General features: G+C 70.5%; 18 protein-coding genes. 3 read left to right on the top strand and 15 right to left on the bottom strand.

Annotation, left to right across the window (positions count from 1 at the left end; all coding sequences use genetic code 11):
• Positions 1-504 precede the first annotated feature (504 nt).
• Complete coding sequence (locus tag ACFRFC_RS34525) at positions 505-1,356, top strand: transglutaminase-like domain-containing protein (protein WP_382684897.1); 852 nt, start codon at positions 505-507, stop codon at positions 1,354-1,356.
• A 90-nt stretch (positions 1,357-1,446) separates the two neighbouring features.
• On the opposite strand, the gene ACFRFC_RS34530 is transcribed toward ACFRFC_RS34525, so the two are convergent.
• From ACFRFC_RS34530 to ACFRFC_RS34545, 4 genes are all read right to left on the bottom strand, one after another.
• Complete coding sequence (locus tag ACFRFC_RS34530) at positions 1,447-3,837, bottom strand: hypothetical protein (protein ID WP_382684895.1); 2,391 nt, start codon at positions 3,835-3,837, stop codon at positions 1,447-1,449.
• Positions 3,838-4,035: 198 nt separating this feature from the next.
• Entirely contained in the window at positions 4,036-4,446 is a 411-nt protein-coding gene (locus ACFRFC_RS34535; protein ID WP_382684891.1) for a DUF6113 family protein, read from the bottom strand.
• Complete coding sequence (gene mshB / locus ACFRFC_RS34540) at positions 4,443-5,300, bottom strand: N-acetyl-1-D-myo-inositol-2-amino-2-deoxy-alpha-D-glucopyranoside deacetylase (RefSeq protein ID WP_382684888.1); 858 nt, start codon at positions 5,298-5,300, stop codon at positions 4,443-4,445. Before mshB ends, ACFRFC_RS34535 begins: the two co-directional genes overlap by 4 nt.
• Positions 5,301-5,319: 19 nt before the next feature.
• Positions 5,320-5,514 carry a hypothetical protein gene (locus tag ACFRFC_RS34545; RefSeq protein ID WP_355748187.1) on the bottom strand — a complete coding sequence of 65 codons (195 nt, stop codon included), beginning with the start codon at positions 5,512-5,514 and terminating at the stop codon, positions 5,320-5,322.
• A 191-nt stretch (positions 5,515-5,705) separates the two neighbouring features.
• On the opposite strand from ACFRFC_RS34545, the gene ACFRFC_RS34550 reads away from it, so the two are divergent.
• On the top strand, positions 5,706-7,823 hold the full coding sequence (locus tag ACFRFC_RS34550; RefSeq protein WP_382684885.1) for a prolyl oligopeptidase family serine peptidase: 2,118 nt from the start codon (positions 5,706-5,708) through the stop codon (positions 7,821-7,823).
• A 130-nt stretch (positions 7,824-7,953) separates the two neighbouring features.
• On the opposite strand, the gene ACFRFC_RS34555 is transcribed toward ACFRFC_RS34550, so the two are convergent.
• From ACFRFC_RS34555 to ACFRFC_RS34575, 5 genes are read right to left on the bottom strand one after another with little or no spacing between them, the layout of a single operon-like run.
• On the bottom strand, positions 7,954-9,039 hold the full coding sequence (locus tag ACFRFC_RS34555) for an ABC transporter ATP-binding protein (RefSeq protein WP_382684882.1): 1,086 nt from the start codon (positions 9,037-9,039) through the stop codon (positions 7,954-7,956).
• Complete coding sequence (locus tag ACFRFC_RS34560) at positions 9,023-10,006, bottom strand: ABC transporter ATP-binding protein (protein ID WP_382684879.1); 984 nt, start codon at positions 10,004-10,006, stop codon at positions 9,023-9,025. Before ACFRFC_RS34560 ends, ACFRFC_RS34555 begins: the two co-directional genes overlap by 17 nt.
• 6 nt (positions 10,007-10,012) lie before the next feature.
• On the bottom strand, positions 10,013-11,023 hold the full coding sequence (locus ACFRFC_RS34565) for an ABC transporter permease (RefSeq protein WP_382684876.1): 1,011 nt from the start codon (positions 11,021-11,023) through the stop codon (positions 10,013-10,015).
• Positions 11,016-11,939, bottom strand: a complete 924-nt coding sequence (locus tag ACFRFC_RS34570) for an ABC transporter permease (protein ID WP_382684873.1) — start codon at positions 11,937-11,939, stop codon at positions 11,016-11,018. The genes ACFRFC_RS34565 and ACFRFC_RS34570 overlap by 8 nt, the downstream gene beginning before the upstream one ends.
• Before the next feature lie 6 nt (positions 11,940-11,945).
• A complete protein-coding gene (locus ACFRFC_RS34575; protein ID WP_382684870.1) occupies positions 11,946-13,574 on the bottom strand; it encodes an ABC transporter substrate-binding protein in 1,629 nt (542 codons plus the stop codon).
• Between the two features lie 846 nt (positions 13,575-14,420).
• Here ACFRFC_RS34575 and ACFRFC_RS34580 point away from each other — a divergent pair.
• Positions 14,421-15,158 (top strand): class I SAM-dependent methyltransferase, encoded by a 738-nt coding sequence (locus tag ACFRFC_RS34580; protein WP_382684868.1) that lies wholly within the window; start codon positions 14,421-14,423, stop codon positions 15,156-15,158.
• Between the two features lie 15 nt (positions 15,159-15,173).
• Here ACFRFC_RS34580 and ACFRFC_RS34585 read toward each other — a convergent pair whose 3' ends face one another.
• The 6 genes from ACFRFC_RS34585 to typA form a co-directional block, all read right to left on the bottom strand.
• Complete coding sequence (locus ACFRFC_RS34585) at positions 15,174-16,292, bottom strand: ABC transporter ATP-binding protein (RefSeq protein WP_382684865.1); 1,119 nt, start codon at positions 16,290-16,292, stop codon at positions 15,174-15,176.
• Positions 16,293-16,307: 15 nt separating this feature from the next.
• The gene (locus ACFRFC_RS34590; RefSeq protein ID WP_382684862.1) at positions 16,308-17,369 is read right to left on the bottom strand and encodes an ABC transporter ATP-binding protein; all 1,062 of its coding nucleotides are present in this window, start codon (positions 17,367-17,369) and stop codon (positions 16,308-16,310) included.
• A 16-nt stretch (positions 17,370-17,385) separates the two neighbouring features.
• On the bottom strand, positions 17,386-18,363 hold the full coding sequence (locus ACFRFC_RS34595; protein WP_382684860.1) for an ABC transporter permease: 978 nt from the start codon (positions 18,361-18,363) through the stop codon (positions 17,386-17,388).
• A 99-nt stretch (positions 18,364-18,462) separates the two neighbouring features.
• Positions 18,463-20,253, bottom strand: coding sequence for an ABC transporter substrate-binding protein (locus ACFRFC_RS34600; RefSeq protein WP_382684857.1), 1,791 nt, complete (start codon positions 20,251-20,253; stop codon positions 18,463-18,465).
• Between the two features lie 102 nt (positions 20,254-20,355).
• A complete protein-coding gene (locus ACFRFC_RS34605) occupies positions 20,356-21,402 on the bottom strand; it encodes an ABC transporter permease (protein ID WP_382684854.1) in 1,047 nt (348 codons plus the stop codon).
• Positions 21,403-21,862: 460 nt separating this feature from the next.
• Positions 21,863-23,770: a translational GTPase TypA gene (gene typA / locus ACFRFC_RS34610; RefSeq protein ID WP_382684851.1), complete on the bottom strand. Its 1,908-nt coding sequence runs from the start codon at positions 23,768-23,770 to the stop codon at positions 21,863-21,865.
• Between the last annotated feature and the right edge of the window lie 241 nt (positions 23,771-24,011).

Below are 24,011 nucleotides of genomic sequence, written 5' to 3' on the forward strand. Positions count from 1 at the left end.
GCCCGTCCGGGGCCAGCGCCGAACCCCCTCCGGGCGGACGCCGAGTCCCCTCCGGGCTTGGACGCCGAGTACCGTCCGGGCTGGGCGCCGAGTGCCTTTCAGGCTGGACGCCGAGTCCCATCTGGGTTTGGACGTCGAGTGCGGGCGGGCGGGCGCCGAGCCCCCTACGGGGCCAGCCGAACCTCCGCCGGGTGGGCGTCGAGTCCCAACCGGGGCGGGCGACGAGTACCGTCCAGGCTGGGCGTCGAGTCCCAACCGGGGCGGGCGACGAGTACCGTCCGGGGCGGGTGCCGGGGCTCCTCACGGTCCGGGGTCGGGTTCCGGCACGGTTCGTGCGGGTGCATCCGGTGTCTTCGGGGTTTTCGCCGTGCGCGGGCCGGGGCTGTGTGGCCCGCGGTCGGTCCGGGGCCGTGTCGCCCCGTCCGGGGTCGGGTCGTCCGCCGCGCGGGGGCTCCCCGCGTATCGTCCGATTCTTCCTTTTCGTCGAAAGGGTACGAGGCCGTCATGCCGTCTCCCTTGCCCCCATCGCCCGAGCGGTCCGCCGAACTGCGGCGGCGGTTCGCCGAGGAGGCGCGCTCCGGGGCGCCCGATCTGTCCGCGCTGTGCCTGCTGATCGGGGCGCAGGCGGACGGGACGCTCGACGACGCCGGGATCGACGCCGCGCAGGTGGAGCTGGACGAGCTGGCCGGGCGGCTGCCGTTCCGGCCGGGCGGGCCGCACGACTGGGCGGTGGCGCTGCGGGAACTGCTCGGGGAGCGGCTCGGGTTCCGTGGCTCCGCCGCGGAGTACCGGCGGCTCGACGCCTCGCTGCTGCACCTGGTGCTCCGGCGGCGGCGCGGGCTGCCGATCCTGCTGTCGGTGGTGTGGCTGGAGGTCGCGCGGCGCGCGGGGGCGCCGGTGCACGGGGTCGCGCTGCCGGGGCACTTCGTGGTCGGGTTCGGTCCGGCCGGACGGCAGGTGCTCGCTGATCCGTTCGACGGGGGACGGGTGCTGACCGGGGCGGATACGGAGCTGCTGGTCGCGGGGGCCACGGGGGGCGGGGTGGACGCGGCGATGCTCGCACCGGCCGACCCCCTGGACGTGGTGCTGCGGATGCTGAACAACGTACGGGTGTGGGCGCGGGTGCGGCCGGAGCGGTCGGATGTGGCGCTGTGGGCCGTGGAGTTGTCGTTGCTGCTGCCCTCGCATCCGGCCCGGTTGCGGTACGACCGGGCGCAATTGCTGGTACTGCGAGGGGATTTCGTCGGCGGGGCCGTCGAGTTGGAGGCGTACGCGGAGGTCGTGGAGGGGGTGGACGGGAGTGCCGCGGAGGCTGTCCGGAGGGAGGCCCGGGCCGCTCGGGCGCTGCTGAACTAGCCGTTCGGGCGCGGAAGCGGAAGTGGGGGAAACGGGGGCGGGGCACCCGGCCGTCACCGGGTGCCCCGCTCTTCGGTGTCTACGATCCCGTCAGCTCGGGTTCGTCTCGATGGTCGCGACCCGGTCCGTCGTGCTCATCAGGGCCGGGCGCAGGGCGCTGATCACGTCCTGGACGGTGACCGGGGTCTGGTCGCCGGTACCGCGGGTGATCAGGACATCGGCGAAGGTGCTGCCGTACAGCTCCTGGAGCGCCGCCTCGTCGTAGGAGTCGACCAGCTTGCCGTCGACGGCCTTGACCTGGAGGAACTTCCACAGGCTGTTCTCGGGGCTGAAGTCGATGGAATGGCCGGCGTCGGTCTGGACGGTGACCAGGCCGGACATCGCCGGTTCCGCGAACTCCTTCATCATGCGGTCGACCTCGGCATCGGAGACCGTCGGCTGCTGTTCGGTGGTCGGCAGCGCGACCGGGCCGCCGGTGCCGGTCTCGACCTGGGTGCGGTACGCCTCCTCGACCGCCGCGCTCGCCTGCTCGGCGTCGATGCCCTTGCCCGCCTTGCCGTAGACGGCGACCGCCTTGCCGGACTCGAACTCGATGGTGCCCTCGCCGGCGCTGGTCGCGCCGCCCGCCGCGTCCGCCAGGGCGGAGTGCAGCTTCTCCACGTCGACCGGCATGACCGGCTCCACGATCCGCTTCTCGCCGAAGAGGGAGCCGATGACCGACACCGGGTTGTAGTCGCTCTGCGCGGCGACGGCGACCGTGGCGTCCGCGTCGAACTGGAGGCCCGCCTGGTCCGGCGGGAGCGAGACGGCCTCGCCGTCGACGGACAGCTCCAGCGGGGCCGCCGTGCGTTCACCGAGCGCCTCGTCCAGCTTCTTCACGGCGTCGTCGCGGGTGCCGCCGCCGATGTCGACGCCGAGCACGGTGGTGCCCTTGGGCACGTCGGAGTGGTTCATCAGCAGTCCGGCGCCGTAGGCGACACCGCCGATGAACACGACCGCGACGACGAGCAGCATCAGCTTGCTGCGGCCCTTCTTCTTGCGGGGCGCGGCGGCGGGCGCGCTCTGCTGTGCCGGTTCGGGGCGCTGCGGCGCGGTCCGCGGGCCGCCGTCCGGACCGCTGCCGCCCGGGGCCGGGGACGGGCCGGGGGTGCGGTCGGCGGGCGGGACGACGGGGATGCCGCTGGTGAGGGTGTCGCCGGAGACATTCCCCGGCGTGGGGTAACGGGCGCCCGGGGGGCCGGGGGCCTGTACCTGCGGGGTGAGGATCGCGGTGTCGTCGCTCAGGCCACCGCCGGGGGCACCGTGGACGCCGGGGGCCATGGTCGCGCCGGAGGCCATGGAGGCGTTGATCGCGCCCGGGACACCCGGCACACCCGGGCCGCTGGAGACGCCGCCGGGGCCTGGGCGCGCGGCAAGGGGGCCGTCGCCGGTGACCGGGCCTGTGGTGGGGCCCGCGGGGCCCTGGGGGCCGCCGTAGCCGTGCGGGCCGCCCTGGCCGTTCTGGCCGCCCGGACCGCCGGGGGCGCCGGGCAGTCCCGAACCCGGGGCGGCACCGGGCCCGTTGTGGGCGGCGGGCCCGTTGTGGCCCGTATGGCCAGTGTGGCCATTGTGTCCGTTCGCCCCGGGCTGCCCGGCATGTCCCTGACCGGCGAAGCCGTTGGCCGAGTGGCCGTTGGCGGCGTGGCCGCCGTCCCCGTAGCCGTTCTCCGGGGCGTACGGCCGGTCCTCGCGCCGGGCGGCGCCGTTGCCGCTCGGGCGCTGTCCGGCCGTCAGGGCCTCGGTCACGTCGAAGGAACCGGTGCCGCCGCCGTGGCCGGGGGCCACCGGGCCGCCGGTGGCCCCGGTGGCACCGGTACCGCCGGACAGGGCACCGCCGAGCGCCGGGCGGGCCCCCGGTGTCGTACCGCCCGGGGCGCCCAGGGACGTACCGCCCGCCGGAGTGGCGGTGGCACCCGAACCGATGCTCCGACCGGCCCCGTTGGCGGCGATGCCGCCCTGGGAAGGCTTCGGCGGCTGGCCGGCCCTGCGCGGTGCGAACCAGTCGCTGGTCTTGTCCTCACCCGGGACACCCGGGGCACCCGGGGCACCCGGGGCACCCGGGCCGCCCGGCGCACCCGGTGCTCCGGGGGCTCCCGGTGCGCTCGCCGCGCCCGGTGCTCCCGGCGTCCCCGGTGCGGCGTCCGGCCGGCCGGGGGCCGGGGGCGGCGCGGGCTCGGGGGTCCGGTCGTCGGAGTTGTCGCCGTCGGCGACGGGGGTGCGCACCACGACCGGGGGGATCGGCCGGGACCCGGGGATGTTGATACGCACCCGGGTCGTCAGTGTGGTCTCGGTCTTGCGTTCCTCCGGCTGCGCGGCCGAACGGCCCGCGTCCGCACCGCCGTCGGGGGCGGCCGGCGTACCGTACGGCGGCGTGCCCGAGGGGTATGCGGCTCCGCCGCGCCCTTGGGGCCCGGAGGACGGACTGTCAGTTTCACGACTCAAGGCAGGTTCTCCCGGTTGGCTCCGCCGCCCGTTGCGACCTCACTCTGCTTGGGGGTCCCCCCTGGCCCGAACCGAGTCGAGCGGATGGGGAGGATCGGCGGCGCGCACCACCATACTGGCCACTTCACACGCGCATCCCATGACCACTGGGGAAACCCACACGGGACGCACACGTGCCGGGGGCGCAGAAGTGGTACGTCACTTGCCAAGTCGGACGGAAGGGCCACCCGGTTGCCGCCCCAGACCGAGCGTGGCGCAGATCACAGCCACGGCCATCCCGCCGAGCAGGAAGAGGTACGAGCCCGCGCCCGCCGCGAACGCGAAGTCCCCTTCCGGGCGGGTCGTGGTGAGCAGGATGACGGAGAGCATCCAGCCGGCCGCCGACGCCACCGCCCCGCCGCGCCCGCCGGTGGCGAGCGCACCGCCGAGGAACGTCCCGGCCGCCCCGGCCAGCGCCAGCAGCAGCCCGCCGGGGAACCAGGCGGCCTCCACCAGCGTGCCCGCGACGCCGATGACCAGCCCGAGCACGAACAGGGCGAGATGGGCGGCGATCCGGCGCGTGGAGGGCCGGCGCAGCGGCTGGGCGAGCAGCGGTTCCCGGTCGCTCATGACGGTTCCCCGATCCCGGCGAAGAGATCCCGCTGCACGCCCGGCGCGCGCTCCCCGTGCACCAACTCGTAGTACTCGGTGGTGAAAAGCGGCTGGACAAGGTCGTTGGAGAGCACGAAGTACGGCTCGTGGACCGTGATCTGGGTGGCGTGCGCGGCCATCGCGGCGACCTTCGCGGAAGCGAACGCGGTGCCGTCGATCGCGGTGGTGATCAGGGCGTCGTCGACCACACCGGGGAGGTCGCCGAGGCTCGCGGCGCGCTCGTACGGCAGGGTGGGCAGGTCGGCGGCGAGGCGGGCGAAGGCGGTCTCGGCGGCGGTGCGCGGGACGCGGTGGTAGAAGATCCGGTCGACGCCGATGCCCTCGGCCGCGGCCAGTTCGGCGGCGCGCAGGGCGACGCGGTGGGCCTGGATGTGGTCGGGGTGGCCGTAGCCGCCGTCGGGGTCGTAGGTGACCAGGACCTGGGGGCGGACCTCGCGGATCACGTCGAGGAGAAGGGCTGCGGCCGAGTCGACGTCGGCCTGCCAGAAGCAGGCGGGGTCGTCGTTGTCGGGCAGGCCCATCATGCCGGAGTCGGTGTAGCGGCCCGCGCCGCCGAGCTGACGGAAGTCGGACACGCCGAGGGCGCTCAGGGCGGTGGTCAGCTCGCCCAGCCGGTGGGCGCCCAGGGCGGCGCCCGTGAGATGGGCGAGCTGCGGCGGGATGACCTCGCCGCGTTCGCCGAGCGTGCAGGTGACCAGAGTCACCCGCGCGCCCTGAGCGGCGTACGCGGCCATGGTCGCGCCGTTGTTGATCGACTCGTCGTCCGGGTGTGCGTGCACGAGCAGCAGACGACGGCCGGCATGGTCCGTCATGACCCCCAGCGTACGGGGGTCAGAAGTTGATGCTGCCGATCATCCCCGCGATGTTGCTCGTCAGCTCGCTGATCGTCGGGGCGATCGTCGAGGACGAGAGATAGAAGCCCAGCAACATACAGACCACCGCATGTCCCGCTTTTAGCCCGGACTTCTTGATCAGCAGGAAGACGATGATCGCCAGCAGCACCACCGCCGAAATCGAGAGTGCCATGGCGGCTCACCTCCAAGCAGAGCGGGCGGACTTGCCCATCCGTACAGACCTGTCATCCATCAGACGCGTAAATCCATTGCAGGAGCCAGCAGGTGCATACCCACGCAGCGCTAGTGATCATAACTATCTGTGCGCGCGCATCTGTCGGCGCACAGCCGCACAAGGGGGCGCATGGCCAATATCGTCGGGGTATGACGACCGAGCCTGTCTCCTTCCCCCGCCGGCACGCCCGCACCCAGCGATTCACGCTCGGCGCGCCGCGTTCGTTCACCGTCGCCCCGGACGGATCGCGGGTCGTGTTCCTGCGCTCGCGATCCGGGGCGGACCGCACGGGCGCCCTGTGGGTGCTCGATCTCCCCGGCGGCGGGGAGCGGGTCGCGGCCGACCCCCTGACGCTGCTGGGCGGCGCCGGAGAGCGCCTCTCGGCCGAGGAGCGGGCGCGCCGCGAGCGCAGCCGTGAGGGGGGTGCCGGGATCGTCGGCTACGCGGTGGACGCGGCCCTTGAGCTGGCCGCGTTCGCGTTGTCGGGGCGGCTGTTCACGGCCGAGCTGCGGGCCGGCACCGCCCGGGAACTGCCCGTCCCGGGGCCGGTGATCGACCCGCGCCCCTCCCCCGACGGCCGCCAGGTCGCGTACGTCGCCGCAGGTGGGCTGCGGGTGGTGGGCGCGGAGGGCGAGGGTGACCGGGCGCTGGCGGAGCCCGAGGCGCCGGAAGTGACCTATGGGCTGGCGGAGTTCATCGCGGCCGAGGAGATGGACCGTACGCGCGGCTTCTGGTGGGCGCCGGAGTCCGACCGGATGCTGGTGGCGCGGGCGGACGACACGCCGGTGCGGCGGTGGTGGATCGCCGATCCCGCGCAGCCGGAACGTGATCCACAACACGTCGCGTATCCGGCTGCCGGGACGCCCGACGCGGAGGTCCGGCTGTTCGTGATGGACCTCGACGGGGCCCGCACGGAGGTGGTCTGGGACCGGGCGCGGTATCCGTATCTGGCGCGAGTGCACTGGTCAGACGCGGGTGCGCCGCTGATCCTGGTGCAGGCGCGCGACCAGCGCGGCCAGTTGTGTCTGGCGGTGGACCCGGACACCGGGGTGACCCGGATGGTGCATGCTGATCAAGATCCGATTTGGCTTGATCTTTTCGCCGGGGTGCCGTGCTGGTCGCCGTCGGGGCAATTGGTGCGGATCGCCGACGAGGGCGGCGCGCGGGTGCTGACGGTGGGTGAACGGCCGCTGACGGGACCGCAGTTGCATGTGCGGGCGGTGCTGGACGTCGGGGCCTCGGACGTGCTGGTGACGGCGTCGGCGGGCGCGGAGGCGGACGCCCCGGAGATCGGCGAGGTACATGTCTACCGGGTGAACGAACTCGGCGTGGCGCGGGTGTCCGAGGAGCCCGGGGTGCACTCGGCGGTGCGCCGGGGCGAGGTGACGGTGCTGGCGTCGGCGACCCTGGAGCGGCCCGGGGCGCGGGTGCGGGTGCTGCGCGAGGGCGGGCCGGTGACGGTTGTCACGTCGTACGCCGAGCGTCCCGGTTTCTCCCCTCGGGTGCGTCTGGTCGAGGGGGGCGCACGACGGATCCCGTGCGCCGTGCTTATGCCGCAGGACTACCCCGGTGACACTCCCCTGCCGGTTTTGCTGGACCCCTACGCGGGTCCCCATGCCTCGCGGGTCCTCGCGGCGCACAACTCCCATCTGACCTCGCAGTGGTTCGCCGACCAGGGGTTCGCGGTGGTCGTCGCGGACGGCCGGGGCACCCCGGGGCGCTCGCCCGCCTGGGAGAAGGCGATCCACCAGGACTTCACGGTCACCCTGGACGACCAGATCGAAGCCCTCCGGGAGCTGGCGAAGAGCCACCCCCTGGACCTCGGCCGGGTCGCCGTCCGCGGCTGGTCCTTCGGCGGCTATCTGGCCGCCCTGGCGGTGCTGCGCCGCCCCGATGTCTTCCACGCGGCGATCGCGGGCGCCCCGGTGACGGACTGGCGGCTGTACGACACCCACTACACCGAGCGGTATCTGGGCGACCCGGCCGCCTCCCCGGCGGCGTACGCGCACAGCTCGCTGATCACCGACGAGGGGCTGTCCGAAGCCGTGGGGCCGCACCGGCCGCTGATGATCGTGCACGGCCTCGCGGACGACAACGTGGTGGTCGCCCACTCCCTGCGGCTCTCCTCGGCGCTGCTGGCCGCCGGGCGCCCGCACGAGGTGCTGCCGCTGTCCGGGGTCACGCACATGACCCCGCAGGAACAGGTCGCGGAGAATCTGCTGCTGCTCCAGGTGGACTTCCTGAAGCGGGCGCTGGGCCTGCGCTGACGTCCCCGGACGGGAAACAGGCCGAGGCGACATGGCTCGCCTCGGCCTGTTCACGGCACCCGCACGGCCGTACGTTCCTCAGGATCGCGCGTCCGTATATCGGAGGCGGGTCGGGCGAGTTGCCGGTCTGTTACCGGGGTGGCGGCTCGGGCGGGACGACCTGCTTCTCTTCCGCGAAGTGGCAGGCGGAGTCGTGGGCCGCCGGTCCGGGGACGCCCCGCAGGTGCGGCGGGACGGCGAGCGGGGGCACCTCGTCGGCGCAGCGCCGCTGGGCCTTCCAGCAGCGGGTGCGGAAGCGGCAGCCGGAGGGGACGTTGGTCGGGGAGGGGACGTCACCGGCCAGGATGATGCGCTCGCGGTGTTCCCGGGCGTCGGGGTCGGGCACGGGGACGGCGGAGAGCAGCGCCTGGGTGTAGGGGTGGGTGGGATGGTCGTAGATCTCGGCGTCGCGGCCGGTCTCCACGATCCGGCCGAGGTACATCACCGCGATCCGGTCCGAGATGTGGCGGACGATCGACAGGTCATGGGCGATGAAGACGTAGGAGAGGTCGAACTCCTGCTGAAGGCGGTCCATCAGATTGATGACCTGGGCCTGGACCGAGACATCGAGGGCGGAGACCGGCTCGTCGGCGACGATCACCTCGGGGCGCAGGGCGAGTCCGCGGGCGATGCCGATGCGCTGGCGCTGGCCGCCGGAGAACTGGTGGGGGTAGCGGTTGATGTACTCCGGGTTGAGGCCGACCACGTCCAGCAGATCCTGCACCCGGCGGCGGCGGTCCCCCTTGGGAGCCACCTCGGGGTGGATGTCGTAGGGCTCGCCGATGATGTCGCCGACCGTCATCCGGGGGTTGAGGGAGGTGTACGGGTCCTGGAAGACCATCTGGATGTTGCGGCGTACGGTTCTCAGCGCGCGGCCCGACAGACGGGTGATGTCCTCGCCCTTGTACCGGATCGTGCCGGCCGTCGGGCGTTCCAGGTTGACCAGCATCTTCGCGACCGTGGATTTGCCGCAGCCGGACTCGCCGACGATACCGAGGGTCTCACCGCGGGCGAGGGTGAAGTCCACGCCGTCGACGGCCTTCACCGCGCCGACCTGCTTCCTGAAGAGGATGCCGGTGGTCAGCGGGTAGTGCTTGACCAGCCCCGCCACCTCCAGGATCGGTTCGGTGACCGGGGCCGGGGCGGGACCCGGGACGGGCTCAGCCGTCGTGGCCATCGAGGCACTCCCTCCAGAAGTGGCAGGCGCTCACGCGGTCCGCGGCGACCTGGTACAGGGGCGGTACGTCGGTGCGGCACACGTCCTGGGCGAGCGGGCAGCGCGGGTGGAAGGCGCAGCCGGGCGGGATGTCCAGCAGGTTCGGCGGCAGGCCCTTGATGGCGTACAGCTCCTGGCCCTTCTGGTCCAGGCGGGGGATGGAGTCGAGCAGACCGCGGGTGTAGGGGTGGGCCGGGGCCTGGTAGATGTCGTGGACGGGGGCCTGTTCGACGATCCGGCCCGCGTACATGACCGCGATCCGGTCGGCGACGTCGGCGACCACGCCGAGGTCGTGGGTGATGAGGATCAGGCCCATGTCCAGCTCGCGGCGGAGGTCGGCGAGGAGTTCCATGACCTGGGCCTGGACGGTGACGTCGAGGGCGGTGGTGGGCTCGTCGGCGATGATCAGGGCGGGTTCCAGGGCGAGCGCCATCGCGATCATGATGCGCTGGCGCATGCCGCCGGAGAACTGGTGGGGGTACTGCTTGACCCGCTCCGCCGCGCCCGGGATACGGACCCGGTCCATCAGCTCGACGGCTCTGGCGCGGGCGTCCTTGCGGGACATGCCCCGGTGGACGATGAACATCTCGCCGAGCTGGTCGCCCACGCAGAGCACGGGGTTGAGGGCGGACAGGGCGTCCTGGAAGATCATCGCCAGCTGGGCGCCGCGCACCCGGCGCCGCTCGCTCTCCTTCAGCCTCAGCAGGTCGCGGCCCTGGAAGCGGATCTCGCCGCCGGTGATCCGGCCCGGCGGCATGTCGAGGATGCCCATCACGGCCTGGGCGGTGACCGACTTGCCGGAGCCGGACTCGCCGAGCACGGCGAGGGTCTCGCCGGCGTCGACGCCGTAGCTGACGCCGTTGACGGCCTTGGCGACGCCCTCGCGGGTCTTGAACTCCACGTGCAGATCACGCACTTCGAGCAGCATGGCGGGTCACCTCAGCTTCGGGTCGAGGGCGTCGCGCACCGCGTCGCCGAGCATGATGAACGCCAGGACGGTGAGCGCGAGGGCGCCGGAGGGCCAGAGCAGGGCGTGCGGGGCGTTGCGTACGTAGGGGGAGGCGGCGGAGATGTCGATGCCCCAGGAGACGGTGGGCGGCTTCAGGCCGACGCCGAGGTAGGACAGGGTGGCCTCCAGGGCGATGTACGTACCGAGCGCGATGGTGGCGACCACGATCACGGGGGCGACGGCGTTGGGGGTGATGTGCCGCAGCAGAAGGCGGGAGTTGGAGGCGCCGAGCGCGCGGGCGGCCTGGACGTAGTCGTGCTGTTTGGCGGTGATGACCGAGCCGCGGGCGATCCGGGAGATCTGCGGCCAGCCGAGCAGCACCATGAAGCCGATGACGGGCCAGATGGTGTTACTGGTGATGACGGACAGCAGCACCAGGCCGCCGAGGACGACCGGGATCGCGAAGAAGATGTCGGTGATCCGGGACAGGACCGCGTCGCCCGTCCCGCCGAAGAACCCGGCGAGGCCGCCGAGCACCGAGCCGAGGAGGGCCACCCCGAGGGTGGCGAGGACGCCCACGGACAGGGAGGTGCGGGCGCCGTAGACGGTCCGGGTGTAGACGTCGCAGCCCTGGCCGTCGAAGCCGAAGGGGTAGCCGGGCTGGGAGCCCTCCTGGGCCTTGGCGAGGTTGCAGGTCAGGGGGTTGCCGGAGGCGATCAGGCCGGGCCACAGGGAGATGACGACCAGGAAGAGGATCACCAGGCCGGAGAGGAGGAAGACCGGGTTGCGGCGCAGATCGTGCCAGGCGTCGGACCACAGGCTGCGGGCCCGGTCCCGGTCCCGGGGGGTGGGCGGGCCGCCGGGGGGTGTCTCCAGGGTCGCGCCCTCGCTGGTGGCGAGGTCCATGGCGCCGCCCGCCCCGGTCGCCGCGATGGCCCCGTTCCCGGGGGCTCCGCCGCCGGGGAGAAACGGCTGGGGCGGCTGGGGCTCAGGCATAGCGGATCCTCGGGTCGAGTACGGCGTACAGGAGGTCGACCAGCAGGTTCGCGACGAGGAAGACCAGGACCAGCACGGTCACGAAGCCGACGACGGTCTGCGTGTTCTGGCGCAGGATGCCCTGGTAGAGCTGGTAGCCGACGCCGTGGATGTTGAAGATCCGCTCGGTGACGATGGCGCCGCCCATCAGGGCGCCGATGTCGGTGCCGATGAAGGTGACCACGGGGATCAGGGAGTTGCGCAGCAGATGCCGGGTGATCACCCGGTGGCGGGGCAGGCCCTTGGCGATCGCCGTGCGGACGTAGTCGGAGCGCCGGTTCTCGGCGATGGAGGTGCGGGTGAGGCGGGTGACGTAGGCGAGGGAGACGGAGGCGAGGACCAGGCCGGGCACGATCAGCTCGCCGAAGGAGGCCGCCGGGGAGACGGAGGGTTTGATCCAGCCCCACTCGACGCCGAGCAGGAGCTGGAGGAGCAGCCCGGTGACGAAGGTGGGTACGGAGATCACGACCAGGGTGAGCAGCAGGACCCCGGTGTCGACGGGCCGTCCGCGCCGCAGCCCGGTGAGGACCCCGAGGGTGATGCCGATGACGACCTCGAAGAGGATCGCGACGACGGTGAGGCGGATGGTGACCGGGAAGGCGGAGGCCATCAGTTCGGTGACGGGCTGTCCGTTGAAGGCGGTGCCGAAGTCACCGGTGAAGACATTGCCCATGTAGGTCAGATATTGCTGCCATACGGGCTTGTCGAGGCCGAACTCCGTGCGGAGCTGGGCGGCGGTCGCGGGGTCGCACTCGCGGTCGCCGCACAGTCCGGCGATGGGGTCGCCCATCACGTTCACCATCAGGAAGATGAGCAGGGTCGCCCCGAAGAAGACGGGGATCATCTGGAGCAGGCGCCGGACGACGTACCGTCCCATGCCGGGTCAGCTCACCTTGATCTCGTCGTACACCGGCACGCTGAACGGATTGAGTGTGACGTCGGACAGCCGGTCCGAGTAGCCGGCGCTGCCGTTCTGATACCAGAGGGGGATGGCGGCCATGTTGTCCCGGACGACTCCCTCGGCCTGCTGGAACAGGCCGATGGCCTTGGCGGGGTCGGTCTCGGCGTTGGCCTGGTCGACGAGGCCGTCGAACTGCTGGTTGGACCATTTGCCGTCGTTGGAGGAGGCGTTGGTGTAGTAGAGCGGCTGGAGGAAGTTCTGGATCAGCGGGTAGTCCATCTGCCAGCCGGCCCGGAAGGGGCCGCTCATCTTGCGGCCGGTGATCTGGTTGCGGAAGTCGGCGAAGGTGCCGACCGGGTTGGCTACGCAGGCGCGGTCGTTGCCGAGGGCGTTGTTGATGGAGTTGCAGACGGCGTCCACCCATTGTTTGTGGGAGCCGGTGTCGGCGTTGTAGGTGAGGGTCACCTGTCCGCCGGGGAGTCCGCCGCCCTCGTCGATCAGCTTCTTCGCCGCGGCGGCGTCGTACTGGCACCACTCGCCGCACAGCCCCTCCTTGTAGCCTCCGTCGGCGCCGAGGACGGGTGAGGTCCAGTCGGTGGCGGGGGTGCGGGTCTGCTGGAAGATGGTCTTGGTGATCTGGTCCCGGTCGATCGCGCGGGACAGGCCCTTTCTGACCTTGTCGGAGTCGGGCTTGTTCCAGGCGCTGTCGTAGTACGGGAAGGCGAGGGTCTGGATGATGCCGGCCGGGGTGTTGAGATAGCGGTCGCCCAGGTCGCTCTTGACGTTCTTCAGCTGCGCGGCGGGGACGTCGTCCACGAGGTCGAGATTGCCGGCCATCAGGTCGGTGTAGGCGGTGTTGTTGTCGGTGTAGACCTTGAGGTCGACGCCGCCGTTGCGGGCCTTGTCGTCGCCGGGGTAGGCGTCCCAGGTGCGCAGCGACATCTGGGAGCCCTTGGTGTAGGAGTCGACGGCGTACGGGCCGTTGCCGACCGGCTTGTCGAGCCAGCCCGCGTGGTCGTCGAAGAACGACTGGGGCAGCGGGGCGTAGGCGGCGTAGCCGAGGGTGTCGGGGAAGGTGGAGAACTTCTGGCCGAGCTTGACGGTGAAGGTGCGGTCGCCGGTGACCTTGAGGCCGGAGAGGGTGTCCGCGCTCTGGCTCCCGCCGTTCTCGGGGTGGACCTTGTCGTAGCCCTCGATGTATCCGAAGAAGTAGGCGTTGCGCTGGTTGTTCTTCAGGCTCGCGCCGTAGTTCCAGGCGTCGACGAAGGACTTGGCGGTGACCGGCTGGCCGTTGCTGAAGGTCCAGCCGTCCTTGACGGTGATGGTGAAGTTCTGCGAGTCGGTGGTCTCGATGCTCTGGGCGAGCATGTCCTTGGCCTCGCCGGTGTCGGGGTCGTACCGCTTCAGTCCGCGGAAGATCATGTCGAGGACCTTGCCGCCCTGCACCTCATTGGTGTTGGCCGGCTCCAGCGGGTTCGCGGGGTCGCCCCAGGAGGCGCTGAGCACGGTGTCGCTGCCGCTGTTGCTTCCCCCGCCGCCCCCGCAGGCCGTCGCCAGCAGCGCGACGGCGGCGGCGGTTGCGATCCGCTTGGCGTGCGTGGCTCCACCCATGGAGTGCCCTCCTCGTCCGTACGCCGGCCCTGGCGCCGGGGCGCAGGGCTGTTACCGGATCATATTCCGGCATATCTGACATACTGCCCATTTATTTCGGGCATCCGTGTGGTGGGGTGGGGGTGGGTGCCGAGGGTGGGTTGGGATGGGGGTGGGGGTGAGTGGGGGTGAGTGGGGTGAGTGGGGTGGGGGTGCGTGAGGTGGTGGGGCGGGTGCGGCTTTCGTCGTGGCTGGTCGCGCAGTTCCCCGCGCCCCTAAAAGATTGCGCAGTTCCCCGCGCCCCCGAATCGGCGTCCCTGGGTGGGCACGTGCCGCCCTCCGCCGGACTCGGGCCCGCAGGCTGCACCCAGGTCACCCCACCCGGCGCGAGCCAACCCCCGCCGCGCAGGCAGCACCCGGGTCGGCCACACCCCTCGCTCGGCGCGAGTCCCTCCCCCGCTGCCCAGGCACGCCCCGCCCCGCCCCGGCAGCACCCCGGGTCGGCCACAGGCACCCCGGGGCAGGCACAGCCCCCGCCCGGCGCGAGCCCCCGCCCCACAGGCATACCCCGGGCCGGTCGCACTCCGTCCCACAGGCATACCCCGGGCCGGCCGCACTCCGCCCCACAGGCAGCACCCCATGCCGGCCGCAGGCCATCCGGCGTCAGCCGCGTCCCGTCGCGCAGGCAGCACCCCAGGCCGGCCACACGCCACCCGGCGTCAGCCGGCCCCGGGCGTGTGGGTAGTGCCCCGGAGGAGGACCCGACCGGCGGCCAGCCACCCCCTCCGGTGACCCCGTGTCAGGAGTTGTGGGGCGGGAATTGCCGATCGCTGTACTGATCGGTCGTGCAGGAGGCACACTGCGCGGGTGGTTGATCGTTTTTACGGTGACCTCTCGCTTGCCGAGATGTATGACTCGCTCGTGCCCTGGGGGCCGACCGACGCGTTCTGCCTGGAGTGGGTGCGGGGGGCCGGGGCGGTGCTCGATGTCGGGTGTGGGACCGGGCGGCTGCTGGGGCGGGCCCGGGACACCGGGCATCGTGGGCGGCTGACCGGGCTGGACCCGGCCGCGGCGATGCTCGTCCAGGCCCGGCGGCGGGCTCCCGGCGTTCAGTGGGTGCTCGGTGATCTCGCCTGCGTCCGCTGGGCGGCGGCGTTCGAGCTGGTGGTGATGAGCGGGCGGGTCGTTCAGCTGCTCCTCGACGATCACCGGCTGCGCGCGTCGTTCGCCGCCGTTCACCGGGCCCTGCTGCCGGGCGGACGCCTCGTCCTGGACGCGCTGAACCCCGCCGCCCGCCCCTGGGAGACCTGGACCCCGGACCGGGTGCGCGAGATCACCGGCCCGGACGGGACCACCGTACGGACCTGGCGCGAGGCCGATACGCCGGTGCGGGGTGCGCGGGTGACGTACGCCGATGTCTTCGCGGGCGGGCGGTGGGAGCGGGCCCGGGAGAGCCGGGGGGAGCTGCGGTTCCTCGATGCCGGGGGGCTGGACCGGTTCCTGGCGGAGGCGGGGTTCGCCGTGGAGGAGCGGTACGGCGGCGGGGCCCGGGAGCCGTACGGCCCCACGAGCCCCGAGATGGTGACGGTGGCGCGGCGGAGGTGAGGGCCGCCGCGACCCCTACTTCGGGCCGGCCCCGTCCTCCAGCGCCTTCAGCGCCGGGTCCAGGACCACGTCCTGCTCGCGCGCCTCCGTGGTCGGGTCCTCCGGGAAGTGGCAGGCCGTGAGGTGGCCGGCCCCGTTGCCGGAGAGCTGGACCAGCGGGGGCTCCTCCGAGGCGCACTTGTCCTGCGCCTTCCAGCAGCGGGTGCGGAAGCGGCAGCCGGACGGCGGGTGGATCGGGGACGGGACGTCACCGGCGAGGCGGATGCGCTCGCGGGGCTCGGCCTCGTCCGTCATCTCCACCTCGGGCACGGCGGACAGCAGGGCGTGGGTGTACGGGTGACGGGGGCGGTTGTAGATGGAGTCCCGGTCGCCGACCTCGACCACCTTGCCGAGGTACATCACGGCCACACGCTGCGAGAAGTGCCGCACGATCGCCAGGTCGTGCGCGATGAACACGAACGCGATGCCCAGCTCGTCCTGGACCTTCTGGAGCAGGTTCACCACCTGCGCCTGGATGGACACATCCAGCGCGGAGACCGGCTCGTCGGCCACGATCAGCCTGGGGTTCAGGGACAGTGCCCTGGCCACCCCGATGCGCTGGCGCTGCCCGCCGGAGAACTCGTGCGGGAAGCGGTTGTAGTGCTCGGGGTTGAGACCGACCAGCTCCAGGAGCTCCCGGACCCGGGTCTCCCGGCCGCCCTTCGGGTTGATCCCGTTGACCTCCATCGGCGACTTGATGATCGTGCCGACGGTCTGCCGCGGGTTCAGGGAGGAGTACGGGTCCTGGAAGATCATCTGGATCTCGGAGCGGACCGGGGCGAGCTGGCGGCGGGAGGCGGCGGTGATGTCCTGCCCCGCGTAGGTGATCCGGCCGCCCGTCGGCTCGAGGAGGCGGGTGATCAGCCGGCCCGTGGTCGACTTGCCGCAGCCCGACTCGCCCACCAGACCCACGCTCTCGGCGACACCGACCGTCAGGTCGACGCCGTCCACGGCCTGGACCGCGCCGACCCTGCGTTTGATCGGGAAGCCGCCGTAGATGGGGAAGTGTTTGGTCAGCCCTTTGACCTCCAGAAGGGCTTCCCGGTCGGTGCCGGTGGCGCCCTGCTGTGCGGGGAGCGTGAGGTTCTCGCTCATGATTCTCGAATCTCCCTAGCGCAGCCGGGGCTGGATCTCGTCGATGAAGATGGTCTGCTTCTGCTCGGCCGTCAGATGGCAGGCGGCGGCCCGGCCCTCGCCGAGCAGCGGGCGGGTGGTGGTGCACAGTCCGCCCGCGACCTTCTCGGGGTAGGCACAGCGCGGGTGGAAGGGGCAGCCCGACGGCGGGTTGAGCAGCGAGGGCGGGGAGCCCGGGATCGGCGTCAGCGCCTGGCTGATGTCGCCGTCCAGGCGCGGCATCGAACTGAGCAGACCCCAGGTGTACGGGTGCTTCGGCGTCCGCAGCACCTCCTTGACGCTGCCGCGCTCCACGGCCCGCCCCGCGTACATCACCAGCAGGTCGTCGGCCACGCTGGAGATCACGCCGAGGTCATGGGTGATGAAGATGATCGCGGAGCCGAACTCCTGCTGGAGATCCTTCAGCAGATCGAGGATCTGTGCCTGCACGGTCACATCGAGCGCGGTGGTCGGCTCGTCGGCGATCAGCAGATCGGGGTCGCAGATCAGCGCCATGGCGATCATCGCGCGCTGGCGCATACCGCCGGAGAACTGGTGGGGGTAGTCGTCGAAGCGCACCTTGGGCTGCGGGATGCCGACCTTCTCCAGCATCTGCACCACCCGGTCCCTGGCCTCCTTCTTGGAGGCGCCGGTGTGCTTCATGAACGGCTCGGACAGCTGCCGGCCCACCGTGTAGTACGGCGACAGCGCGGTCAGCGGGTCCTGGAAGATCATCGCCATCTTGTTGCCGCGGAGCTTCTCCAGCTCCTTGTCGGTGGCGGTGACCAGTTCCTTGCCGTCGAGGACTATCTCGCCGTCGACGGTGGTGGACTGCGGGTTGTGCAGGCCCAGGACCGTCAGGTTGGTGACGGACTTGCCGGAGCCGGACTCGCCGACGATGCCCAGGGTCTTGCCGCGCTCGACATCGAAGGACAGCCCGTCGACCGCCTTGACGATGCCGTCCTCGGTGGAGAACTGCACCCGCAGGTCACGGACCGAGAGGAAGCTCTCGGGCCCGGTCGGGGCCGGGGCGTCCTCGGTCTTGGTCAGTGTGGTCACGGTGGTGGGGTTCTTCCTAGGAGAGCCGGACGCGCGGGTCGATCCAGGCGTACACGATGTCGACGAGGATGTTCAGAAGCAGGATGAAGAAGGCGCCGAACAGCATGACGCCCATCGTCAGCGGAAGATCCTTCGTGGTCGCTCCGTCGACGGCGAGCCGGCCGATGCCCTGGAGCGAGAAGGTGAGTTCGGTGACCACGCCGCCGCCGAGCAGGGCGCTGATGTCGATACCGAGGACGGTGACGATGGGGATGAGCGAGCCGCGCCAGGCATAGCGGAAGAAGACATAGCGCTTCGGCATGCCCTTGGCCTTGGCGGTGCGCACGTGCTCCTCGGAGAGCTGCTCGATGAGGGAGGCGCGTGCCATACGCGTGTACTGCGCGGTGAAGATGGTGGCCATCACGACCATGGGGATCCACAGTCCGGCCAGCCAGCTGAACGGGTTCTCCGTGAACGGGACGTACTTGGGGTCCTCCACCCAGCCGGTGCTGTACACGAAGATCAGCAGCACGATCGGGCCGAGGAAGTAGATCTGGAACGAGCTGAGCACCATCGACGAGCCGGTGGCGATCTTGTCGACCAGGGTGCCGCGCCGGTACGCGGCCAGCATGCCGGTCCCCACCCCGATGGTGAGGAAGACCACGATGGCGCCGAGGGTCAGCGACAGCGTGAGCGGGAAGCGGTCCATGATCGTGGCCCAGACCATGTCACCGGAGTAGAAGGACTGGCCGAGGCAGGGCGCGGCGCAGTGACCCTGCGGGAAGTCGCGGCCGGTCACGATGCCGGACATGAAGTCCCAGAACTGCTGGGCGATCGGGAGGTTCAGCCCGAGGGCCGTGCGGATCTCCTCCAGTCTCTGCGGGGAGCAGTCCTTGCCACAGGCCAGCGAGGCGTAGTCGGACGGCGCGGCGACGAACAGGAAGAAGGTCGCGGCACCGATGAGGAACAGGGTGACGACGGCACCGACCAAGCGCCGGAGGATGAACTGAAGCATGGCGGGGAGGCTGCTCTCTACGGAGACGGTGGGAGGTGTGCGGGGAACCGCGGGAGTGCGCTCCGCCTGGTGCGCACTCCCGCGGTCAGCCGTAGAGGGCTACGACTTCAGGAACAGCTGGGTGACGTCGATGTAGCTGGACTCGGTGCTGTAGCGGGCACCGCCGACGTTCGAGCCGTAGAGCTGGAACTGCTTGGTGTACCAGAGCGGCGCGGCCGGGTTGACCTCTTCGAGGATGTAGTGCTGCGCCTCCTGCCAGGTCGCCAGCGCCTCGGTCGGCTCCTGGGTCAGGGCCTTCTCGATCAGCTCCTGGACCTTCGGGTCGTCGATGTGCGAGTAGTTCGGCGAACCGTCGGCGATCAGCGAACCGTCGTAGACCGGGGTGACGACGGTGGCCGGGGACGGCCAGTCCTGGCCCCAGCCGGAGATGTAGATGTCGTACGTGTTGTCGATCTTGCCGATCTGCTCGTAGTAGCTCGCCGAGTCGACCTCCTTGGCGACCACATCGAAGCCGACCTTGGTCAGCGCGTCCTCGATGGCGACCTTGCGCTTCTGGCCGGCCTCACTGTTGGAGTAGGCGAAGACGAGCGTCTTCTCCTCCGCCGGGACGTCGGCGAGCAGCTCTTCGGCCTTCTCGATGTTGCCCTGCGGCGTCTTCAGACGGCCGTAGGGGTCGTAGTCCGCCTCGTAGCCCGGCAGGGTCGGGGCGAACAGGTTCGGGGCGACCTCGCCACCGTAGGCGCCACCCTCACCGGCGATCAGCGAGTTGGAGTTCACCGCGTAGGTGATGGCGTCCCGGACGTCCTTGTTCTTGACCCGGTCCAGGTTGAAGTTCAGGACCTGCACGTAGGGCTGGTAGCCCTGGATCGTGCGCTTGTTGACCTCGGCGTCGCTGACGACCGTCTGGATCTGGGTGGACTCGACGCCGCCGGTGAGCTGGATGGCGTTCTTGGCGTCGCCCTGGTCGGCGATCAGACGCTGGGTCTGGGTCGACTCGGTGATGCCGAACTGGATGTCGAAGCCGTCGAGGTACTGGTGGCGCACGGCGTCGGTGGCCGGGTCCCACTGGTCGTTCTTGACCAGCGTGAGGGACTTGCCGATCGAGTAGTCCTCGATCTTGTACGGGCCGAGGGAGACCGGGGCCTTGTCGTACTGCTCCTTGGTGTCGGTCTCCTCCGGGACGACGCCGTAGCCCGGCATGGCGAGCGTCTGCGGCAGGTCGGGACGCGCCGTGTCGAAGTGGAAGACGACGGTCTTGTCGTCCGGCGTCTCCAGGACGCTGTCCGGCAGGTGCTTGTCGCCGTAGCCGCCGTCGGGCAGGTCTTCCTTGTAGTCGGCGCCGCTCAGCCAGGTCTGGACGTAGTTCGGGCCGTCGAAGATGAAGTCGGCGTAGGTGCGCTCGATGGTGTGGCGGATGTCGGCCGAGGTGATCTCGTTGCCGTTCTCGTCCTTGATGCCGTCCTTGAGCGTGAACGTCCAGGTCTTGCCGCCGTCGGACGAGGTGCCCGAGTCGGTGGCGAGGTCGCCGACGACCGAGACACCGCCCTTGCCGTCCTCCTGGAAGTTGGTCAGCCCGCGGAAGAGCAGGTTGGCGACCTGGCCGGCGTCCGAGACATAGATCTGGCCCGGGTCCAGGTGGGACAGGCCCGCCTCCTGGTAGACGATGAGCGTGCCGCCGGACTGGGCACCGGCGACCTCCTCGGCGGGGCCGGTGGAGGCGGCGGCGTCGGCGTAGGTGACCGCCGACGACTGGGCCGCGGCGTCTTCCTGGTCCTGGTCGGAGGCCGCGCCGTCGGAGCCCGTGTTCTCCGAGCAGCCCGTGAGCGCGAGCGAGCCGACCGCGAGCGCGACGACTATCGCGCGTGCTCTGCGCGAGGTGAACGTCTTCATAGCGGTGAATGCACCTACTTGTCGGTTGTTATCCATGAGTACTGCCTGACGCGGCCGGTAGGCCGACGCGGGGGCGGCAGCCACCCCCCACCAACGGACGCTTCACCGACCGGACTTGGGGTCGAAGGCATCCCGTACGGAGTCCCCGAGGAGGTTGAAGCACAGGATGAAGATCACCAGTGCCACACCGGGGAAGAACATGAACGCCGGATCCGTCTCCGCGTACTTCGCGCCGGCCGCGAACAGCCGGCCCCAGTCCGGGGTCGGCTCCACGAAGCCCACACCGGCGAAGGAGAGGAAGGCGATGGTGAGGATCGTGCTCGGCAGCTGGTACGTGAACTGCACCAGGATCGGCGAGACGATGTTCGGCAGGATCTCCTTGCGGACGATCCGCCAGGGCGAGGCGCCGGAGACCTTGGCGGCCTCCACGAACTCCCGCTCGCGCAGTGACAGCACGGTCGAGCGGACCAGCCGGGCCATGCCCATCCAGCCGAGCAGCCACAGCACGATCAGGATGGCCAGCGCCCGGAAGTAGGTGGGGGTCTCCTCCTGGGGGTCCACGAAGAACGCGGTCACCACCGGCATGAAGGCGATGAAGAACAGCTGGCTCGGGAACGAGAGGAAGAAGTCGGTGACGCGGCCGATCCAGTAGTCGGTACGGCCGCCGAAGTAGCCGCCGATCAGGCCGAGGGTGATACCGGTGATCATCAGCAGGGTGGTCACACCCAGCGCCATGAACAGCGAGGTGCGCATGCCGTACACGAGCATGGCGAACAGGTCACGGCCGTACTGCGGCTCGACACCGAACCAGTGGGCCCCCGAGACTCCGCCGAAGTAGCCGAGCGGCAGACCGAAGGCATCCAGCACCGGCTGGTCGGCGTAGGTGGGGTCCTGCCCGTAGAGCGTGTACGGGTTGGTGCCGCTGATGCTGGTGAGGACCGGCGCGAGCAGCGCGATCACGAAGTAGAAAATAACTACGCCTGCGCACAGCATCCCGGTACGGTCACGCTTGAAGCGCTGCCACATCAACTGCCCGGGGGAACGGCCCTCAAGCTTCTTCTCGCCCGGGGCGACCGGGGAGGTCGTTTCGAGCTCAGGGTCCAAGGCGACCGCGGACCCCGAGCCCTCGGCCTTGGTTGGACTGGTCATGTGTGTTCTTCCCCCGGGGGGTTGGAGAGCTGAGCGCAGCACAGATACCGGCAGGTTCTGTGGTTTGGGGGAACTTTCGCCAAGTGCATCAACGCGCGTCAAGGGCGGAAGGCATAGGGATCTCCCTACCGTGCATATTTTGAGCAAAAATTGCGAGGATCGACACCTGCGCGCGCTTGACATGTGAGACGACAAACCGACTAAATGGACATCTAGGGACAACTTTTTGGTTTACATGTCCGAAACTTGATCGCTGGCTCACCGATATCCGAACAGCGCTTTAAGGGTCCTGGTGGGCGATCCGGGGCGCCCGGAAACAGGGGCCGCGTTCGGCATCCGAAGCATCCCCCGGCGAGCGTACGGGCTCGGCTCCGGGCCTCGCGGGGGAACGCCGAATGACCCGGCCCCCCGTGGACGGAGGACCGGGTTGTCGTCCCGGTACGGGGCGCTATGGGTGGGGTCAGCCGTGCTTGGCCCGGCTCGCGGCGCGGGCCCGCCCCCTCTGGTCCAGGTTCACCTTGCGAATGCGAACGGACTCCGGGGTCACCTCGACGCACTCGTCGTCGCGGCAGAACTCCAGCGACTGCTCCAGCGACAGCCTGCGCGGCGGGACGATCGACTCGGTCACATCGGCCGTGGACGACCGCATGTTGGTGAGCTTTTTCTCCTTGGTGATGTTGACGTCCATGTCGTCGGAGCGCGAGTTCTCACCGACGATCATGCCCTCGTACACCTCGGTGCCGGGGTCCACGAAGAGCACCCCGCGCTCCTGGAGGTTCGTCATCGCGAACGCGGTGACCGCCCCGGACCTGTCGGCCACCAGTGAGCCGTTGTTACGGGTCTGGAGCGGGCCGAACCAGGGCTCGAAGCCCTCGTGGATGGAGTGCCCGATGCCTGTGCCCCGGGTCTGGGTCAGGAATTCTGTCCGAAAACCGATCAGCCCGCGCGAGGGCACCACGAACTCCATCCGGACCCAACCCGACCCATGGTTGGACATATTGTCCATCCGGCCCTTGCGGACGCCCATCAGCTGGGTGACCGCGCCCATGTGCTCCTCGGGCACATCGACGGTCATCCGCTCGACCGGCTCGTACACCTTGCCGTCGACGTCCTTGGTGACCACCTGGGGCTTGCCGACGGTCAGCTCGTAGCCCTCCCGGCGCATGGTCTCCACCAGGATGGCCAGCGCCAGCTCGCCGCGGCCCTGCACCTCCCAGGCGTCCGGCCGCTCGGAGTCCAGCACCCGCAGGCTGACATTGCCGATCAGCTCGCGGTCGAGGCGGTCCTTGACCTGGCGGGCGGTCACCTTGCGGTCCTTGACCACCGCCTTGTTCTCGGCGCCCTTGCCGGTGCCGCCCCGGCCGACCATCGGCGAGGTGTTGGTGCCGATCACCATCGAGATGGCGGGCTCGTCCACCGTGATCAGCGGCAGCGGGATCGGGTTCTCGGTGTCCGCGAGGGTCTCGCCGATCATGATGTCCGGGATACCGGCGACCGCGCAGATGTCACCCGGGCCGGCCTTCTCGGCGGGCTTGCGGGTGAGCGCCTCGGTCATCATCAGCTCGGAGATACGGACGTTGGCGACCGTGCCGTCCCGCTTGATCCAGGCCACGGTCTGGCCCTTGCGCAGCTCGCCCTGCTCGACCCGCAGCAGCGCGATCCGGCCGAGGAAGTTGTCCGCGTCCAGGTTGGTCACATGGGCCTGGAGCGGGGCCGCCTCGTCGAAGACCGGCGCCGGGATGTGGTCCAGGATGGTGGAGAAGAACGGCTCCAGGCTGTCGCTGTCGGCCGGGACCGTGCCGTTGTCCGGCTTGGTCAGCGAGGCGATGCCGTCCCGGCCGCAGGCGTAGACGATCGGGAACTCGATCTGCTCCTCGTCGGCGTCCAGGTCGAGGAAGAGGTCGTACGTCTCGTTGACCACCTCGTCGATACGGGCGTCGGGGCGGTCCGTCTTGTTGATACAGAGGATCACCGGCAGCCGGGCCTGGAGCGCCTTGCGGAGCACGAAGCGGGTCTGCGGCAGCGGGCCCTCGGAGGCGTCGACGAGGAGCACCACACCGTCGACCATCGACAGCCCGCGCTCGACCTCGCCGCCGAAGTCGGCGTGGCCGGGGGTGTCGATGATGTTGATCGTGATGACGTCGCCGCCGGCCTTCGGGTGGTACTTGACCGCCGTGTTCTTGGCGAGGATCGTGATGCCCTTCTCACGCTCCAGGTCGTTCGAGTCCATGACCCGGTCGTCGACCGACTCCAGCTGGTGCGCGGCGAAGGCGCCGGCCTGCTTGAGCATGGCGTCGACGATGGTCGTCTTGCCGTGGTCGACGTGGGCGACGATGGCGACGTTGCGGATGTCGTGGCGCGTGGCCATATTGCGGCGTACTCCCGGAGTGTGAGGATGGCCCGCCTCTACGTCTGTGTCACGCGGGCCATGCCGGGCTTGACATGCCACGGCCTCACCCCATGGTACGGGCCCGCTGCCGCGGGGGCTCACCGGGCGGGTCGGCGCAGGTGGGAGACGCCTTGGGGGGCCGAGGTGCTTTTTTGGGGGGCCTAGGTGCCCTTGGGGGCCCGAGATGCCTTCGGAAGGCCGAAGTGCCTTTGGGAGGCCG

The organism is Streptomyces sp. NPDC056734 (assembly GCF_042790455.1).
Lineage (GTDB): Bacteria > Actinomycetota > Actinomycetes > Streptomycetales > Streptomycetaceae > Streptomyces.

Excerpts from the sequence above, each read along its gene's own strand:
- ACFRFC_RS34525 (WP_382684897.1), top strand. The coding sequence starts at position 505 with ATGCCGTCTCCCTTGCCCCCATCGCCCGAGCGGTCCGCCGAACTGCGG.
- ACFRFC_RS34535 (WP_382684891.1), bottom strand. The coding sequence starts at position 4,446 with ATGAGCGACCGGGAACCGCTGCTCGCCCAGCCGCTGCGCCGGCCCTCC.
- mshB (WP_382684888.1), bottom strand. The coding sequence starts at position 5,300 with ATGACGGACCATGCCGGCCGTCGTCTGCTGCTCGTGCACGCACACCCG.
- ACFRFC_RS34545 (WP_355748187.1), bottom strand. The coding sequence starts at position 5,514 with ATGGCACTCTCGATTTCGGCGGTGGTGCTGCTGGCGATCATCGTCTTC.
- ACFRFC_RS34550 (WP_382684885.1), top strand. The coding sequence starts at position 5,706 with ATGACGACCGAGCCTGTCTCCTTCCCCCGCCGGCACGCCCGCACCCAG.
- ACFRFC_RS34555 (WP_382684882.1), bottom strand. The coding sequence starts at position 9,039 with ATGGCCACGACGGCTGAGCCCGTCCCGGGTCCCGCCCCGGCCCCGGTC.
- ACFRFC_RS34560 (WP_382684879.1), bottom strand. The coding sequence starts at position 10,006 with ATGCTGCTCGAAGTGCGTGATCTGCACGTGGAGTTCAAGACCCGCGAG.
- ACFRFC_RS34565 (WP_382684876.1), bottom strand. The coding sequence starts at position 11,023 with ATGCCTGAGCCCCAGCCGCCCCAGCCGTTTCTCCCCGGCGGCGGAGCC.
- ACFRFC_RS34570 (WP_382684873.1), bottom strand. The coding sequence starts at position 11,939 with ATGGGACGGTACGTCGTCCGGCGCCTGCTCCAGATGATCCCCGTCTTC.
- ACFRFC_RS34575 (WP_382684870.1), bottom strand. The coding sequence starts at position 13,574 with ATGGGTGGAGCCACGCACGCCAAGCGGATCGCAACCGCCGCCGCCGTC.
- ACFRFC_RS34585 (WP_382684865.1), bottom strand. The coding sequence starts at position 16,292 with ATGAGCGAGAACCTCACGCTCCCCGCACAGCAGGGCGCCACCGGCACC.
- ACFRFC_RS34595 (WP_382684860.1), bottom strand. The coding sequence starts at position 18,363 with ATGCTTCAGTTCATCCTCCGGCGCTTGGTCGGTGCCGTCGTCACCCTG.
- ACFRFC_RS34600 (WP_382684857.1), bottom strand. The coding sequence starts at position 20,253 with ATGAAGACGTTCACCTCGCGCAGAGCACGCGCGATAGTCGTCGCGCTC.
- ACFRFC_RS34605 (WP_382684854.1), bottom strand. The coding sequence starts at position 21,402 with ATGACCAGTCCAACCAAGGCCGAGGGCTCGGGGTCCGCGGTCGCCTTG.
- typA (WP_382684851.1), bottom strand. The coding sequence starts at position 23,770 with ATGGCCACGCGCCACGACATCCGCAACGTCGCCATCGTCGCCCACGTC.